This is a genomic window from Pseudomonas sp. GM17 (assembly GCF_000282175.2).
GTDB lineage: Bacteria > Pseudomonadota > Gammaproteobacteria > Pseudomonadales > Pseudomonadaceae > Aquipseudomonas > Aquipseudomonas chlororaphis.
On sequence record NZ_CP124732.1, the window covers coordinates 4744104 to 4758701 of the forward strand.

General features: G+C 63.5%; 10 protein-coding genes. All 10 read left to right on the forward strand.

The genetic code is table 11. The annotated features are described in order from the left end of the window. Positions 1-36 precede the first annotated feature (36 nt). The 10 genes from PMI20_RS21185 (at position 37) to PMI20_RS21230 (ending at position 14576) form a co-directional block, all read left to right on the forward strand. Positions 37-1266 carry an efflux RND transporter periplasmic adaptor subunit gene (locus PMI20_RS21185; RefSeq protein WP_007924382.1) on the forward strand — a complete coding sequence of 410 codons (1230 nt, stop codon included), beginning with the start codon at positions 37-39 and terminating at the stop codon, positions 1264-1266. Then, positions 1263-4445, forward strand: coding sequence for an efflux RND transporter permease subunit (locus PMI20_RS21190; RefSeq protein ID WP_007924383.1), 3183 nt, complete (start codon positions 1263-1265; stop codon positions 4443-4445). Before PMI20_RS21185 ends, PMI20_RS21190 begins: the two co-directional genes overlap by 4 nt. Positions 4446-4622: 177 nt before the next feature. Further along, on the forward strand, positions 4623-5000 hold the full coding sequence (locus PMI20_RS21195) for a RidA family protein (protein ID WP_157173146.1): 378 nt from the start codon (positions 4623-4625) through the stop codon (positions 4998-5000). 447 nt (positions 5001-5447) lie between these two features. Next, entirely contained in the window at positions 5448-6437 is a 990-nt protein-coding gene (locus PMI20_RS21200; protein WP_007924387.1) for an AAA family ATPase, read from the forward strand. After that, a complete protein-coding gene (locus PMI20_RS21205; protein WP_007924389.1) occupies positions 6434-7369 on the forward strand; it encodes a DUF58 domain-containing protein in 936 nt (311 codons plus the stop codon). The genes PMI20_RS21200 and PMI20_RS21205 overlap by 4 nt, the downstream gene beginning before the upstream one ends. Then, positions 7366-7866: a DUF4381 domain-containing protein gene (locus PMI20_RS21210; RefSeq protein ID WP_007924391.1), complete on the forward strand. Its 501-nt coding sequence runs from the start codon at positions 7366-7368 to the stop codon at positions 7864-7866. The genes PMI20_RS21205 and PMI20_RS21210 overlap by 4 nt, the downstream gene beginning before the upstream one ends. Continuing rightward, positions 7853-8842 carry a vWA domain-containing protein gene (locus PMI20_RS21215; RefSeq protein ID WP_007924393.1) on the forward strand — a complete coding sequence of 330 codons (990 nt, stop codon included), beginning with the start codon at positions 7853-7855 and terminating at the stop codon, positions 8840-8842. The genes PMI20_RS21210 and PMI20_RS21215 overlap by 14 nt, the downstream gene beginning before the upstream one ends. 1 nt (position 8843) lies before the next feature. Then, positions 8844-10421 (forward strand): VWA domain-containing protein, encoded by a 1578-nt coding sequence (locus PMI20_RS21220; RefSeq protein WP_007924394.1) that lies wholly within the window; start codon positions 8844-8846, stop codon positions 10419-10421. Continuing rightward, positions 10418-11770, forward strand: coding sequence for a BatD family protein (locus PMI20_RS21225; protein ID WP_007924396.1), 1353 nt, complete (start codon positions 10418-10420; stop codon positions 11768-11770). The genes PMI20_RS21220 and PMI20_RS21225 overlap by 4 nt, the downstream gene beginning before the upstream one ends. Positions 11771-12050: 280 nt before the next feature. Beyond that, the gene (locus PMI20_RS21230) at positions 12051-14576 is read left to right on the forward strand and encodes a fused MFS/spermidine synthase (protein WP_007924398.1); all 2526 of its coding nucleotides are present in this window, start codon (positions 12051-12053) and stop codon (positions 14574-14576) included. The last annotated feature ends 22 nt before the right edge of the window (positions 14577-14598 follow it).

The window sequence follows — 14598 nt, forward strand, 5'->3', positions numbered from 1 at the left end:
CGTCAAGGCCAGGTGAACCATCTTTGGGAGTCAATCATGCGCACCTCCAGTTCCAACAGCCTCAAGCACGCCTTGGCGCTGGTCGCCGTCAGCACGCTGAGCGCTTGCGGCCAGCCCAACCAGGGAGCGAGTACGGAACAACCCCTCCCCGTCGTCAGCGTCGCGGAGGTCGTCGTCCAGTCCCTCGCCGATTGGGACGAATTCTCGGGCAGGCTTCAAGCCCCGGAGTCAGTCGATCTACGGCCACGGGTCTCCGGGCATATCGACCGAGTGCTGTTTCGAGACGGCTCGCTCGTCAAGAAAGGCGAGCTGTTGTTCCAGATCGACCCCAGGCCCTTGCAGGCGGAGGTCAATCGCCTCGACGCACAACTTCAGCAGGCCCGCGCCAAACAGACCCGCGCCGCCAGTGAAGCCCAGCGCGGCGAGAAGCTGAGGGCCAACCAGGCGATTTCCGCCGAGCTGGCTGACGCACGCAAGACGGCGTACCACGAAGCCAGTTCCGCCGTTGCGGCGATCCGCGCCCAACTCGACGCCGCGCGCCTGAATCTGAGCTTCACTCGCATCACGGCGCCCATCGACGGCCGCATCGGCCGCGCGCAGGTGACCGCCGGGAACCTGGTCAATGAGGGGGCCACACTGCTCACCACGCTGGTGGGCACGAAGGAGCTCTATGCGTACTTCGATATCGACGAAGCCACCTACCTGAAGCAGATTCGCCGCATACGAAGCGAAAAGGCCTTCTCCCCTTCCCGTGTGCCGGTGCATTTGGCACTGAGTACCGACGAACGACCCGCGTATGAAGGTCGCCTGGACTTCCTCGACAACCAAGTCAATCCACGTACCGGTACCCTGCAGGCACGTGCTGTCATCGACAACGGCGAAAACGAGCTGCCCCCCGGGCTCTACGTTCGCCTGCAATTACCCGCCAGCGACCGCTACCCCGCCACCCTGGTCCGAGACGAAGCGATTGGCACCGACCTGGGCAATCGCTTCGTACTGGTGCTGGGCAAAGATGCGGTGGTGAGCTATCGCGCCGTCCAGCTTGGCCCCAAGGTCGAAGGCCTGCGCGTGATCCGCGAGGGCCTGAAGGCAGGAGACCGCATCGTGGTCAATGGCCTGCAGCATGCCCGTCCCGGTGCCAGGGTTGCACCGGAACCGGTGGCCATGGCGACCGCTGAGGTGCTGGCCCGTTTGACGCGGCTGAATGCCTCTACCGAACCGACGCCTGTCGCACAACAAGGCCCGGAGCGGAGGACATCGCCATGAACATCTCGCAGTTCTTTGTGCGACGCCCGATCTTCGCCATCGTCCTGTCGCTGCTCATTCTGATCGGCGGAATCGTCTCTCTGTTCCAGTTGCCGGTCAGTGAGTATCCGGAAGTCGTGCCGCCCACTATTGTGGTGCGGGCACAATTTCCGGGCGCGAACCCCGACGTGCTCGGCAAGACCGTAGCCTCACCGCTGGAACAGGCAATCACCGGCGTGGAGAACATGCTCTACATGTCCTCCCAGTCGACCTCGGACGGCTCGATGACCCTGACCCTGACCTTCGCGCTGGGCACGGACCTCAATGCCGCGCTGGTCCAGGTGCAGAGCCGGGTCACCCGCGCGACCACCCAGCTGCCTCCCGATGTCCAGCGGCTGGGCGTGACAGTCGACAAGACGTCGCCGGCACTGGCCCAGGTCGTTCACCTGTATTCGCCGAGCGGCCAGTACGACCCGACCTATCTTGCCAACTACCTGACCATTCACGTCATCGACGAGCTGTACAAGATCGAGGGTGTCAGCGACATCCGCCTGCTGGGGATGGGCGATTATGCCCTGCGGGTCTGGCTGGATCCGGACAAGGTGGCTTCCTACAATCTGGCCGCGACGGATGTGATACGCGCCATCCGCGAGCAGAACCGGGAGGTCGCCGTCGGCTCGCTCGGCGCACCGCCAAACGCCAGCGACAACGCCTTCCAGTTGCTCATTAACGCCCGAGGCCGGCTGGTCGACGAGGACGAGTTCGAGCGCATCATCGTGCATGTCGGCGAGCGCGGCGAAATCGTCCGCCTGCGCGACGTCGCGCGCATCGAACTGGGCTCGAGCCAGTACGCCCTGCGCGCGCACCTCGACGGTCGCCCCTCCACCGCCTTGCAGATTTTCCAGGACGCGGATGCTAACGCCATCGAGTTGTCCGACCGGATTCGCAAGCGGATGAGCGAGCTCGCTCAAGACTTCCCACCAGGCGTCGAACACTCGATCGGCTACGACCCCACCATCTTCGTGCGCAGCTCCATCACCGCGGTGGTGTATACGCTGCTGGAGGCCGTCGCGCTCGTCGTGCTGGTGGTCATCCTCTTTCTGCAGACATGGCGCGCGTCGATCATTCCGCTAGCCGCAGTGCCAGTGTCCCTGATCGGCACGCTCGCGGTCATGCAACTGCTGGGCTTTTCCATCAACGCGCTATCGCTGTTCGGCCTGGTGCTGGCTATCGGTATCGTGGTCGACGACGCCATCGTCGTGGTGGAGAACGTCGAACGCAACATCGACATGGGCAAGTCGCCGGTAGAAGCGACCCGCCAGGCGATGAAGGAAGTGACCGGCCCAGTCATCGCCACCGCCCTGGTTCTATGCGCGGTGTTCATTCCGAGCGCTTTCATCTCCGGCCTCACCGGGCAGTTCTACCGGCAATTCGCGCTCACCATCGCGATATCGACGGTGATCTCGGCGTTCAACTCGTTGACCTTGTCGCCCGCCCTGGCCGCGATACTGCTCAAAGGCAAGGACGCACCCAAGGATCGTCTGTCGAAGCTGATCGACCGACTGTTCGGGGGCTGGCTGTTCGCTCCGTTCAACCGACTGTTCCAACGGGCAAGTGCGGGCTATGTCAGCCTCGCCACGCGACTGCTGCGAGCGGGCGCCATCGTCCTGATGTTGTATGTCGGCCTGGTGGGACTGGCCTATCTGGGGCTGGAGAAAACCCCCACAGGCTTCATCCCTCAGCAGGACAAACAGTACCTGGTCGCCTTTGCCCAGTTGCCCGAAGGCGCCAGCCTGGACCGTACCGAGGCCGTCATCCTGAAGATGTCCGAGCTTGCCCTGAAGCATCCGGGGGTGGCCAATACCGTGAGTTTCAGCGGCCTGTCCATCAACGGCTTCGTCAATAGCGTGAGCGCGGGGCTCATGTTCATCCCGCTCAAATCCTTCGATGAACGCAAGGACGCCTCGATGTCCGACACCGCCATCGCCCAGGCCTTGGCCGCTGAATATGGCCGGATCCAGGAGGCCTTCGTGATGGTGGTTCCCCCACCGCCAGTGGAAAGCCTGGGCTCCATCGGGGGCTTCCGGGTGCAGATCGAGGACCGCGGCAGCCTGGGGCATGAAGCGCTCTACCAGCAGATTCAGTCGCTGGTGGACAAAGCCAGGGCGCTACCCGAACTGGCCGGCGTCTTCTCCAGCTACCAGGTGAACGTCCCGCAGATCGACGCGGATATCGATCGGGACAAGGCAAAGGTCCATGGGGTGGCGATCGACGAAATCTTCGACACCCTGCAGGTCTACCTGGGCTCGATGTACGCCAACGACTTCAACCGCTTCGGGCGGACCTACCACGTCAATGTCCAGGCCGAGCAGGCATACCGCGTGGCGCCGGAGCAGATCGGCAGGCTGAAAGTACGCAACCGGCAGGGCGACCTCATTTCGTTGTCATCCTTCGTCCGGATACGGGAGTCGGCCGGTCCCGACCGAGTGATGCATTACAACGGCTTCCTGTCCGCCGAGATCAACGGCAGTCCGGCTCCGGGGTACAGCTCCGGCCAGGCCCAGGCAGCCATGGAGCGGCTGTTGCAGCAGGAACTGCCCAACGGCATGGCCTATGAGTGGACCGAACTGACCTACCAGCAGATTCTCGCCGGCAATACCGCCCTGCTGGTTTTCCCCTTGTGTGTGCTACTGGCCTTCCTGGTGCTGGCCGCGCAGTACGAGAGCTGGAGCCTGCCGCTGGCGGTGGTGCTGATCGTTCCGATGACCCTGCTGTCAGCCATCGCCGGGGTGCTGCTCAGCGGCGGGGACAACAACATCTTCACCCAGATCAGCCTGATCGTATTGGCGGGGCTCGCGTGCAAGAACGCCATCCTGCTGGTGGAGTTTGCCCGGGAGAAACAGCAGCAGGGCCTGGATTGCGTCAGCGCAGTGCTAAAGGCCTGCCATCTGCGGTTACGCCCGATTCTGATGACATCCATCGCCTTCATCATGGGCGTGGTGCCTTTGGTGTTGTCCTCCGGTGCCGGCGCCGAGATGCGCCGGGCCATGGGAGTCGCGGTGTTCTCGGGGATGGTCGGTGTCACCTTCTTCGGCCTGCTCCTGACGCCGGTCTTCTATGTATGGCTGCGTCGCCTGGTGGAAAGACGCGCCCAACGGCGCGCGACCATGAAGAAGGTGTTTTGGGAGGACAAGGCATGAGTCGCCTGCTATCGGCTCTTGGCGGAGGCTGACAGCCCAGTTGAAGCAGCATTTTTTTGTGGAAGGAGAAGTCGCGTTATGAAAGCTCTTGCAGTTGCCTGTGTGTTGGCAGGCTTGGTCAATGCTCTGCCCGCATCAGCGGCAGATAGCCCCATTTCCGCTAATGGAGAAACCTCAGTGGTCACCCGAAAAAACTATCCCTCCCTGCCCGAACCGGCCGGCCCCTACTCCGTTTCGGTTCGTCACAACGGCACCCTGTACCTGTCCGGCATGACAGCCTTCGGTACGCCGGCCCAGGGCAAGGACATCGCCAGGCAGGCCGAAGCCATATTCGAACAGGTCAAGCGCGTCACCCAGGCCGAGGGGATCGGCATGCGCGACCTCATCAAGGTGACCATCTTCGTGACCTCGATGGACGAAGTCGGCGCATTGCGTGAAGTCCTGTCGAAAAACTATGACGGTGCCTACCCGGCCAGCTCGCTGGTGAGGGTGGCCGGTTTGTTCTCGCCAGAGGTCAATATCGAAATCGAGGCGGTATTTGCAGTACCTGGCTGAGTTCCGCCATCGAACCTGTGGAAGGCCCTCATTATATGGTCGGACTCAAACCAGAGCTCGACCAATGCAACACGAGGCAATTCAGCGACTACTGAGGGCGAGTACAACCTGTACTCGCTGAATCTGGTGGCACTCCGCTGCGGGTGAAACTGATCCGCTAGTATTGATATCGCTGATCACTTTATTGCTATCTTGTACGAAGTAGGAGCTAATTCAGACAGGCGCCGCCGGCGACGAACAGGGTCGCCCCAATCGTGCCCGAAGCCGCTGCGCTATTCCAAGAGGCTATTGGGCATCGCGCTGATGAATTTGCGCCCCCATATATCAGTGATGAAATATTTTTTGGGCGGTGAAATAAATGCGAAATATTGCCAGTGCGACGGTAATGTATCCTTCGTTTCATCGACTACTGTCTGTTCATGTATTGAGTCAGCTTTTTGAAAACGGATGCTCCCAGTGACTGAACTCAACAACTTCAATGTCCTGCAAGCTAACGTCGCCGAAGCGGTTCTCGGCCAGGATCAGGTGATCCGGCAGATTCTGCTCGGCCTCCTGGCCAACGGCCACTTACTCTTGGAAAGCCTGCCCGGCCTGGCCAAGACCCGCACGGTCAAGGCGTTGGCAAAGCGCCTGGATGCGAAGATGAGCCGTATCCAGTTCACTCCCGATCTGCTGCCATCGGACATCACTGGCGCCGAGGTGCTGCATCAGATCGATGGCAAGAACGAGATCCGGTTCCAGCCCGGCCCCCTGTTCGGCAACCTGATTCTGGCGGACGAAATCAACCGGGCGCCGGCCAAAGTGCAAGCGGCATTGCTCGAAGCCATGGAAGAACGGCAGATCACCGTGGCCGGCAACAGCCATGCGTTGCCGGAATTGTTTATCGTGGTGGCGACACAGAACCCGATAGAACAGGAAGGCACTTACCCGCTGCCGGAAGCGCAGATGGATCGTTTTCTGATGAAAGTCCTGCTCGATTATCCGAGCGTGGAAAACGAGAGCCGGGTGCTGCAGTTGTTGCGTGAAGAAGAATTTGCCTTGGGCGCCAAGACGGTCCCGATGCAGGGTCCAGCGCTGTCGCAGGAGGTGATTTTCGCCGCGCGCCAGGAAGTCAGGACGGTGCACGTATCCCCCGCCATCGACCGCTACCTCATCGACTTGATCAACGCCACGCGCCACCCGGCGGACTACGACGCCGATCTCGGGCGCTGGATCGCCATCGGCGCCAGCCCGCGTGGGGGTATCGGCCTGGACCGTTGCGCCCGGGCCGACGCCTGGCTGCTGGGGCAGGACTTTGTCTCCCCGGACAATGTTCGCGCCGTGGTGCATCCGGTGCTGCGCCATCGTCTGCAACTGAGTTATGACGCAGTGGCTGACGGGGTCACCGCCGACCAGGTGCTGGACCGACTGCTCGATAGAGTCGCGATTCCGGCATGAACGCGGATGGCCGGGTCCATGTCTGTCTGGCGCAATTGATGGCGCTGGAGTTCAAGGCGCGTGGCCTGAGCTTTCTCGCTCGTCAGCCGCACGGCAGCATCCTGGCCGGCAACCACGCTTCGCGCCTGCGCGGCCGCGGATTGAACTTCGATGAGCTGCGCCGCTATCAGCCGGGGGACGATCTGCGCCATCTGGACTGGCGCGCGTCGCTGCGTACCGGCAAACCGGTGGTGCGAACCTTTACCGAGGAGCGCGACCGTCCAGCGTTGATACTGGTCGACCAGCGGATGTCGATGTTCTTTGGTTCGCAGCGCAGCTTCAAATCCGCCATCGCCGCCGAACTGGGCGCATTGGCGGCGTGGATGGTGTTCCACGCGGGCGACCGGGTCGGCGGCCTGGTGTTCAACGACCAGCGCATCGACAGCATCGCCCCGTTGCGCAGCCGTAAACGGATCGAGGCCCTGTGCAGTCGCATCACCGAGCAGAATCGGGCACTGCACGCGGCCAATCCGGACGCCGAAGGTGAAGACCAGCTCGACAAGGTCTTGCAGCATTGCCTGGCGGTGGCCGGGCACGATCATCTGATTTGCATCGTCAGCGACTTTGCCGGCGCGGGCGAACGCACCTTGCAACTGATGCGCCAGTTGGCGGCCCACAATGATGTGATTGCGATGCAGGTGTACGACCCCTTGGCGCTGAACCTGCCGCAGAATGGGCGGGTGCTGGTGACTCAAGGCCAATTGCAGGTGGAACTGGCCGTCGAGCACCGCAGCGTCCATCAGCCGCTGGGGGATTTTCTCAGCGGTCGGCTCAAGGATGTCGCGACGCTGCTGCGCAGCAGCCAGGTGCCGCTGATGATGTTCAACACCGCTACCGAGGCGCACGAACAATTGCGCGCCGAACTGGGCAAGCTCGGCGGGGCCCGGCGATGAACCCGAATGTCCCGGGCATTGAACAACTCCAGGAGATAGGCCTGCCCGCCCCGGTCGGTTATGCGCCGCAGACGTGGGGTTGGGCGGTGTTGCTCGGGATGCTGGTCGTGACTGCGTTGCTGGCCAGCGCACGACGGTATTGGCAGTGGCGACGCGATCGCTATCGGCGGGAGGCATTGGCGCGCCTTGCCGAACTGCAAAGCGCCGACGACCGGGTCAGCGCTTTGCGTGAACTTCCGGAACTGCTCAAACGTGTAGCCCTGTCGATGCCCTGCTCCTCGCTCCCGCAAGGTCACATCGGCGCGCTTGGGAACAAGGATTGGCAGGCCTTTCTGGTACGCCACAGCCCGCAGCCGTTGCCTGCCGACTTCAGCCGGCAACTGGCGCAACTGGCTTATGCGCCGGACGCGACGCTACGGGCATTGCCCGACGAACAGTGCCAGCAGTTGTTCGACACCTGCAAACGCTGGGTGGAGCGGCACCATGTGGCAGTTTGATTACCCGTGGCTGTTGCTCCTGTTACCGCTGCCCTGGCTCGGCTACCGCTTCCTGCCCGATTATCGCGAAGCCCGCAGCGCCTTACGCGTGCCGTTTTTCGACGCCATGAGCCGTGCGGTGGGCCAGGCGCCGAGCCAGGCCGGTACGCGCAGCAATCGCTGGCAGCTGTTATTGAACCTGTCGATCTGGGTGCTGTTGCTGCTCGCCGCCGCCCGCCCAGTGTGGCTGGAGAACCCCATCGAGCGGCAGAAGCCGGTGCGCGACCTGATGCTGGCCCTCGACATTTCCCAGTCAATGGAAACCAGCGACTTCACGGATGCCAACGGCCAGAAAATCAATCGTCTGGCGGCGGTCAAGGAGGTGGTGCAGGGTTTCATCGACAAACGCAAAGACGATCGCCTGGGCCTGATCGTCTTCGGCAGCGGCGCCTATCCGCAGGCACCGCTGACGCTGGATCACGCCAGCCTGTCGTTGTTGCTGGACGAGACCGGCATCGGCATGGCCGGCCCCAACACGGCGATTGGCGACGCCATCGGCCTGAGCCTGAAGCTGTTCGAGCAGGCCCGCGAACAGGAAAAAGTGCTGATCCTGCTGACTGACGGCAACGACACCAGCAGCGCGATCACGCCGGATCACGCCGCGTCGATGGCCGCCGCCAGAGGCGTGGTGATCCATACCATCGGCATCGGCGACCCTGGCGCCGAAGGCGAAGCCAAAGTCAACCTGCAAGGTTTGCAGCAAATCGCCCAGGCCACCGGCGGCCAGTTCTTCCGCGCCGAAGACCGCAGCGCACTGGATCAGGTTTACAGCGCCCTCGACCAGCTCACCCCGCATCAAGTGAAAACGCTCAGCCACCGGCCCAAGAAAGATTTGTTCTGGTGGCCGCTGGGCGCGGCGATCGGTTTGCTTGCGCTCTTCCATGTGTGCGCCCTGCTCCGTTCGCGCCTGACGCTCGCGCGTCAACCGGAGGCCTGAGATGGAGATCAACTTCGGCGACTTCCATTTCCTGCGTCCGCTATGGCTGTTGCTGGTGCCTTTCGGCGCGCTGCTGCCGTGGCTCTGGCACCGCCATCGGGATGTGCAACGGCGTTTACGCAGCCTCATCGCCGGGCATTTATTGCCCTATTTGCTGATTACGCCACAGGACCGCCAGCGCTTTCGGCCCGTGCACCTGATCTGCGCGTTGTGGGTCCTGGGCGCCATTGCCGCTGCCGGCCCGACCTGGGAACAGGACCGCCCGGACTTTCTGGAAAACCGGGCACCGTTGATCATCGCCATCGACCTGTCGCCATCCATGGACGCCAACGACGTAGCGCCCAGCCGGCTGGAGGCCGCCAAACACAAGCTGCATGAGCTGATCCAACGCCGGCCCGGCGCCCATAGCGGCTTGATCGCTTACGCCGGCAGCGCCCACCTGGTGTTGCCGCCGACCGACGACCCGGCTCTGCTCGACACCTTTATTCAGGCGCTGAGCACCGACCTGATCGCCAGCCGGGGAAAAAACGTGGGCGCCGTCATCGAGCAAGCCAAACGCCTGCTGGCCGCCGAGAAAAGTCCGGGCACGCTCTTGCTGATCACTGACGGCGCCGACACGTCCCAACTCGACGCCCTGGACAAGCAACTGGACGACAGCGCGCTGCAAGTGCTGATTCTGGCGGTGGGCAGTGAGGACGGCGGCATCATTCATGACGCCAGCGGCCAGCCGCGCACCGACAGCAACGGTCGCCCCGCGCTCGGCAGTTTCGACCAGGCCGCGCTCAAGCAACTGGCCTCGGCCGTGGATGCGCCATTGGGCAGCCTGACCCTCAACGCCGACGATCTGGACTGGATCGAATTGCACGCCCAACGGCATTTCCAGCGTGCCGGCGCGGAACAGGAACTGCACTGGAAAGACGCCGGATACTGGCTGTGCTGGCCGCTGCTGCTGATCGCTTTCTTCGGGGTGCGCAAGGGCTGGAGCCTGAACTGGGCAGCGGGTTGGGTGCTGGCCCTGGGCATCGGACTGCAACCGGCACCGGCTGAAGCCAACGCCCTGATCGATGCTTTCTTCACCCCGGACCAGCAAGGCCGTTGGGCATTCGAGCATGAGCGTTTCCCCCAGGCCGCCACCCGTTTTGTCGATCCGTACTGGAAAGGCATTGCCGCCTACCACGCCGCCGATTTCGACGTAGCGCTGGCCAGTTTTGCGCGACTGCAAACACCCCAGGCGTATTTCTACCTGGGCAATATTCAGGTGCGCCGCTTCAAGTTCGATGAAGCGATTGCCGCCTATACCCAGGCACTGAAGCTACAACCGCAGTTCCCGGAAGCGACCGCCAATCTGGCGTTGGCGATTGCGTTGCAGAAAGACACCGAAAGCGCCGAACAGAACGCGCCCCAGGTCAAACCCGACGAAGTCAAAATGGACAAGGCGCCGGGCAAGGGGCAGAGCAAACCTCTGGAAACCGCGCAAGCGGCTTCGGATGAGCAGTGGTTACAGAACCTGAGCACATCGCCGGCGAAATTCCTGAAGCAGAAGTTCAGCTTGCAGGATCAGGCAGGGAGCCAGCCATGAACGGCCTGCTAGAGCGAGCCCACAATGGCGGCGCTGCCATCACTAATAGAATCGGCGCCCTATGCCTCTGCCTGCTCGCCACCACCGCGCTGGCCGCCGAGCCCCAACTGCGGATCCAGGCCAGACTGCAACCTGCCGACCCGGTCATGGTCGGCGGCATTCTCGAGCTGCAACTCGATGTCCTCACCGACAGCTGGTTTACCGATGCCCCTGTGCTGCCCGACCTGAAGCTGCCCGGTGCGCTGGTTTCACCGCCAGACAGCCGCGCCCAGCACATTAACCAGACGTTGGACGGCGCCGCTTTCAACGGCATGCGCTACCGCTACAGAATCAGCCCAAATCTCGCTCAAGGCTTCGACATCCCGGCACTGACCGTGCGCGCCAGACCGGCACAGGCCAGCGCCGAATTAAGCGCGCGCAGCCAACCCCTGCATTTCGGAGCCGTGCAACCACCGGGGTTCAAACCCGGCGAACCAGTGCTGGTGGCACAAGGGCTGCGCCTGACTCAGCAAGTCATCCCTTCGGCCACGCCGCTGAAGGTGGGCGACAGCCTCACCCGGCAACTGACCTTGCAGGCCGACGGCGCCCTGGCCATGTCGCTGCCGGCGCCTGCGCTGGCCAATGTCGAAGGCCTCAGCCGCTATCCGAAAGCGGCGCAGGTCATCACCCTCGACGACGGTCGCGGCAATTTCAACGGTGGCCAGAGGATCGACGCCGCGACCTATCGGATCGACACCGAAGGCCGCCACCGCTTGCCGCCCATCGAGTTGAAATGGTGGGATTCAAGCAGCCAGCAGACCCGCACCGCGCAAGTCCCGGCCGTGGTCATCGACGCTGTGGCCAACAACACGTATCGCCCGTTTTTTTCTATCGCCGAAGACTTGAAAGAGCTCGGCCAGCAAAGCCGCCGGCATCTGTCTGGGCGTTGGTTGGGGCTGGCAGCGTTACTGTTTGCGCTAAGCGCACTGGGCTACTTCGCCCGCCCGTTCGGACACCGGGCCTACGTTGCCTGGCAGTCTCGGCGCCGCGCAAGGCAGGCCGCCTGGCTGCAGTCCGCCGACTACGCCTGGCGGCAGATTCCGGCACAAATCGCTGCCAGGCCCGCGCAATTGAGTGCCTTGTACCTCTGGGCCAGACGCCGGCGCATGGGCCTGGAACTGAATCCCCTCGACCCCCGTCTGACAGATGTGCTTCGCGCCTGTTACGGCCGTGAACCGAGCGAGGACCAGGCGCTGCGCCAACTCAAGCAGTGCTTGGCTGCGCTGCGTAACCTGGCCGGACGCAGCAAGGGCCCGGCAGCTCACGCGTTGCGCCCCCTTAACCCCGTTCCCGAGAAGCAACGCCCATGAGCGACCCGATATCGTTCCTGGACTACCATGGCCTGACGCCGGATAAAAGGAGCGGTCAGATGACTCGCCTGCGCAACGGGCTAGCCAGCCTGCGGGGTGACCGCGGTGACGCCTTCGTCGAATATCCGTGCGCGCATCGATCGGACCCGCGCGGCGGTAGATGCAAAAAATGCTGAAAAAATCAAAGCTGCACTGGCTGCCAATCAGGCCCTGCCCGAGCGTCGTTCGCCTTCACCGGCGAGCGGCTTATTTCGCTAGAACATGCATAAGGCAATCCGCAATGTCCTCACGTGACGCCAGCAAGTCATCGGTCGTACCCGCCCCCCGCTCCGCCGCCTCCCTGGCCTTGCGGGTCCCTGCCCTGCTGCTGTTCGTTTCCGGCGCTGCGGCGCTGGTGTATCAGGTGCTGTGGATCAAACAGCTGTCGCTGGTGGTGGGCGTCGAGGTGTACGCCATTACCACCGGGATCAGTGCGTTTTTTGCGGGCCTGGCGTTGGGCGGCCTGGTCTTCGGCCGCTGGGCGGATCGCTCGCGGCAACCGGTGCTGCTCTATGCGGGGCTCGAAGTGCTGGTCGCGGTGCTGGGTGTCGGTACGACCTTTGCGATGAGCCTGGCGGCGGGTCCTTTCGCCTGGCTGGAACAGCATGTCGGGCTGTTGGCCTGGGTGCTGCCGTTTGCCCTGGTGGGCCTCCCTGCGTTGTTGATGGGCGGCACGCTGCCGGTGCTGGTGCGCTCGCTGGCCACCGACCCGCAGCAACTGGGCAAGGCCGGCGGCCAGCTCTACGCCGCGAACACCGCCGGCGCCATTGCCGGCACCCTGCTCGCCGCGTTCGTGCTGATTGCCACCTTCGGTGTGCGCGGCAGCGCGTTGGTCGCAGCGATCTTTAACCTGCTGGCCGCTGCGGGAGCCTTGTGGTTCCAGCGGCATCGCTCGCTAGCGCTAGAGGCCCCGGCCCGGCACCCCGCGGACAAAGCGCCGGATCGGCTCGCCTTGTGGCTGTATTCGATCGCCGGCGGCGTGGCCTTGGGATACGAAGTGGTCTGGTCGCAGTCCATCGTGCAGTTCATGAGTACCCGTACCTACGCTTTTGCCGTGGTGCTGGCCACGTACCTCACCGGGCTGTTCATCGGCAGCGCGTTACTGGCCCGGCGGGTGGATCGACTGCGCGATCCCTGGGGCGCATTCGGCGTGTTGATCGCCGGGGCCGGGTTGATCGCCTTGCTGGAAATCGCTTTGCTCGGACGCTGGCTGGTGCTCTTGCAATCGCAGGCCGAAATGGCCGTGCTGGCGATGGGCGGCAGCAATCTGCTGGGCATCAGCGCTCGGTTTGCAGTGGCGGCGTTGAGCATCGTATTCGTGCCGACCTTGTTGCTGGGCGCAGCGTTTCCCCTGGCGCTGCGCTTGAGCGTCGGCCGCGAGCGGGTCGGTCGGGATGTCGGCGCCGTGGTGGCGTTCAATACCCTGGGCGGCATTATCGGCGTGATGCTCTGCGGCTTTGTGCTGGTGCCGTTACTGGGGCTGGTCCGGACGCTGGGACTGCTGGCGATGGTCGCCGCCGCCATTGGCTGGTTCGCGGTTCGCAAAGGTCATGGCGTGAAGAAAGGCCGGCGCCAGGCGGTGGTCGCCATCGGCCTGCTCTCGGTGGCCGTGGCCGTCTTGACTCCGATCGACAAACTCGCCGGCCTGCTCCCCGGCGCTCGTAAAGGGACATTGGCGTTCTACGAAGAAGGACGCGGCGGCACCGTCGCGGTCGTCACCCAGGGCAAGGGGCAGAACAGCTTCCAGCGCTTGTACATTCAGGGCGTTTCCAACACCGGCGACGCCATGCCATCGCTGCGCTACATGCGCCTGCAGGCCTTGCTGCCGCTACTGATCCATAACGGCGAGCCGCGTTCGGCGCTGGTCATCGGTTTCGGCACGGGCATTACCGCCGGCGCCCTGACCCGCTATCCGGGGCTGGAACATCGCGTCGTCGCCGAATTGCTGCCTGCAGTGGTCAAGGCGGCGCCCCTGTTCAAAGGCAACTTCAACGCCGCCGATTCGACGGTGGATATCCGCCTGCGGGACGGCCGCCAGGAATTGCTGCGCAGCCCGCAAGACTACGACCTGATCACCCTCGAACCGCCACCGCCCTCCGCTGCCGGGGTGGTGAACCTGTACTCCCGGGACTTCTACCAATTGGCCGCCAGTCGCCTGGAGAAACAGGGGCTGGTCGCTCAGTGGCTGCCGTTGCCGACCCAGAACATCGACGATTCGCGCTCGCTGGTGCGCAGCTTCCTCGATGTGTTCCCCTACGCCACCCTGTGGACCAGCGAGTTCCACGAAATGCTGCTGGTGGGATCGCTTGCCCCCATCGAGCTGGATGCCGCGAAAATCAGCCAGCGCTTCCAGCAGGACACCGTGCGCAGCACGTTGCAGGATGTGGGCATCGGCTCAGCGCCCGCCCTGCTGGCGACCTGGGTGACCGATCGCGCCGGGCTGGAACGTTTTGCCGCCGATGCCCTGCCCGTGACCGACGACCAGCCGCGGATCGAATACGCCCCGTGGGTGCGCGCCAAGGAAATCAGCCGTGTACTGCCGGCCCTGCTCGACTTGCATCAACCGCCCGTGCTGGTGAATGCCGATGCGGCATTTGTCGAGCGCATGAAGGTCCATCGGCAACGCTTGATGCAGTTCTATCGGGCGAGCCTGCACGCTTATGACGGTGACCGGGATGCCTGGGCCAGGGATGTGCGCGAAGTGATGCGCGGGGATGGAGGCAACCCGTATTTCCGCTGGTTCGTCAGCCCGAAAAGGGATGAATGAGCCCGGCAGTCGGATCACACTG

Bases quoted from the DNA above. Each gene is read 5' to 3' on its own strand.
- PMI20_RS21185 (WP_007924382.1), top strand. From the start codon at position 37: ATGCGCACCTCCAGTTCCAACAGCCTCAAGCACGCCTTGGCGCTGGTC.
- PMI20_RS21190 (WP_007924383.1), top strand. From the start codon at position 1,263: ATGAACATCTCGCAGTTCTTTGTGCGACGCCCGATCTTCGCCATCGTC.
- PMI20_RS21200 (WP_007924387.1), top strand. From the start codon at position 5,448: ATGCTCCCAGTGACTGAACTCAACAACTTCAATGTCCTGCAAGCTAAC.
- PMI20_RS21205 (WP_007924389.1), top strand. From the start codon at position 6,434: ATGAACGCGGATGGCCGGGTCCATGTCTGTCTGGCGCAATTGATGGCG.
- PMI20_RS21210 (WP_007924391.1), top strand. From the start codon at position 7,366: ATGAACCCGAATGTCCCGGGCATTGAACAACTCCAGGAGATAGGCCTG.
- PMI20_RS21215 (WP_007924393.1), top strand. From the start codon at position 7,853: ATGTGGCAGTTTGATTACCCGTGGCTGTTGCTCCTGTTACCGCTGCCC.
- PMI20_RS21220 (WP_007924394.1), top strand. From the start codon at position 8,844: ATGGAGATCAACTTCGGCGACTTCCATTTCCTGCGTCCGCTATGGCTG.
- PMI20_RS21225 (WP_007924396.1), top strand. From the start codon at position 10,418: ATGAACGGCCTGCTAGAGCGAGCCCACAATGGCGGCGCTGCCATCACT.
- PMI20_RS21230 (WP_007924398.1), top strand. From the start codon at position 12,051: ATGTCCTCACGTGACGCCAGCAAGTCATCGGTCGTACCCGCCCCCCGC.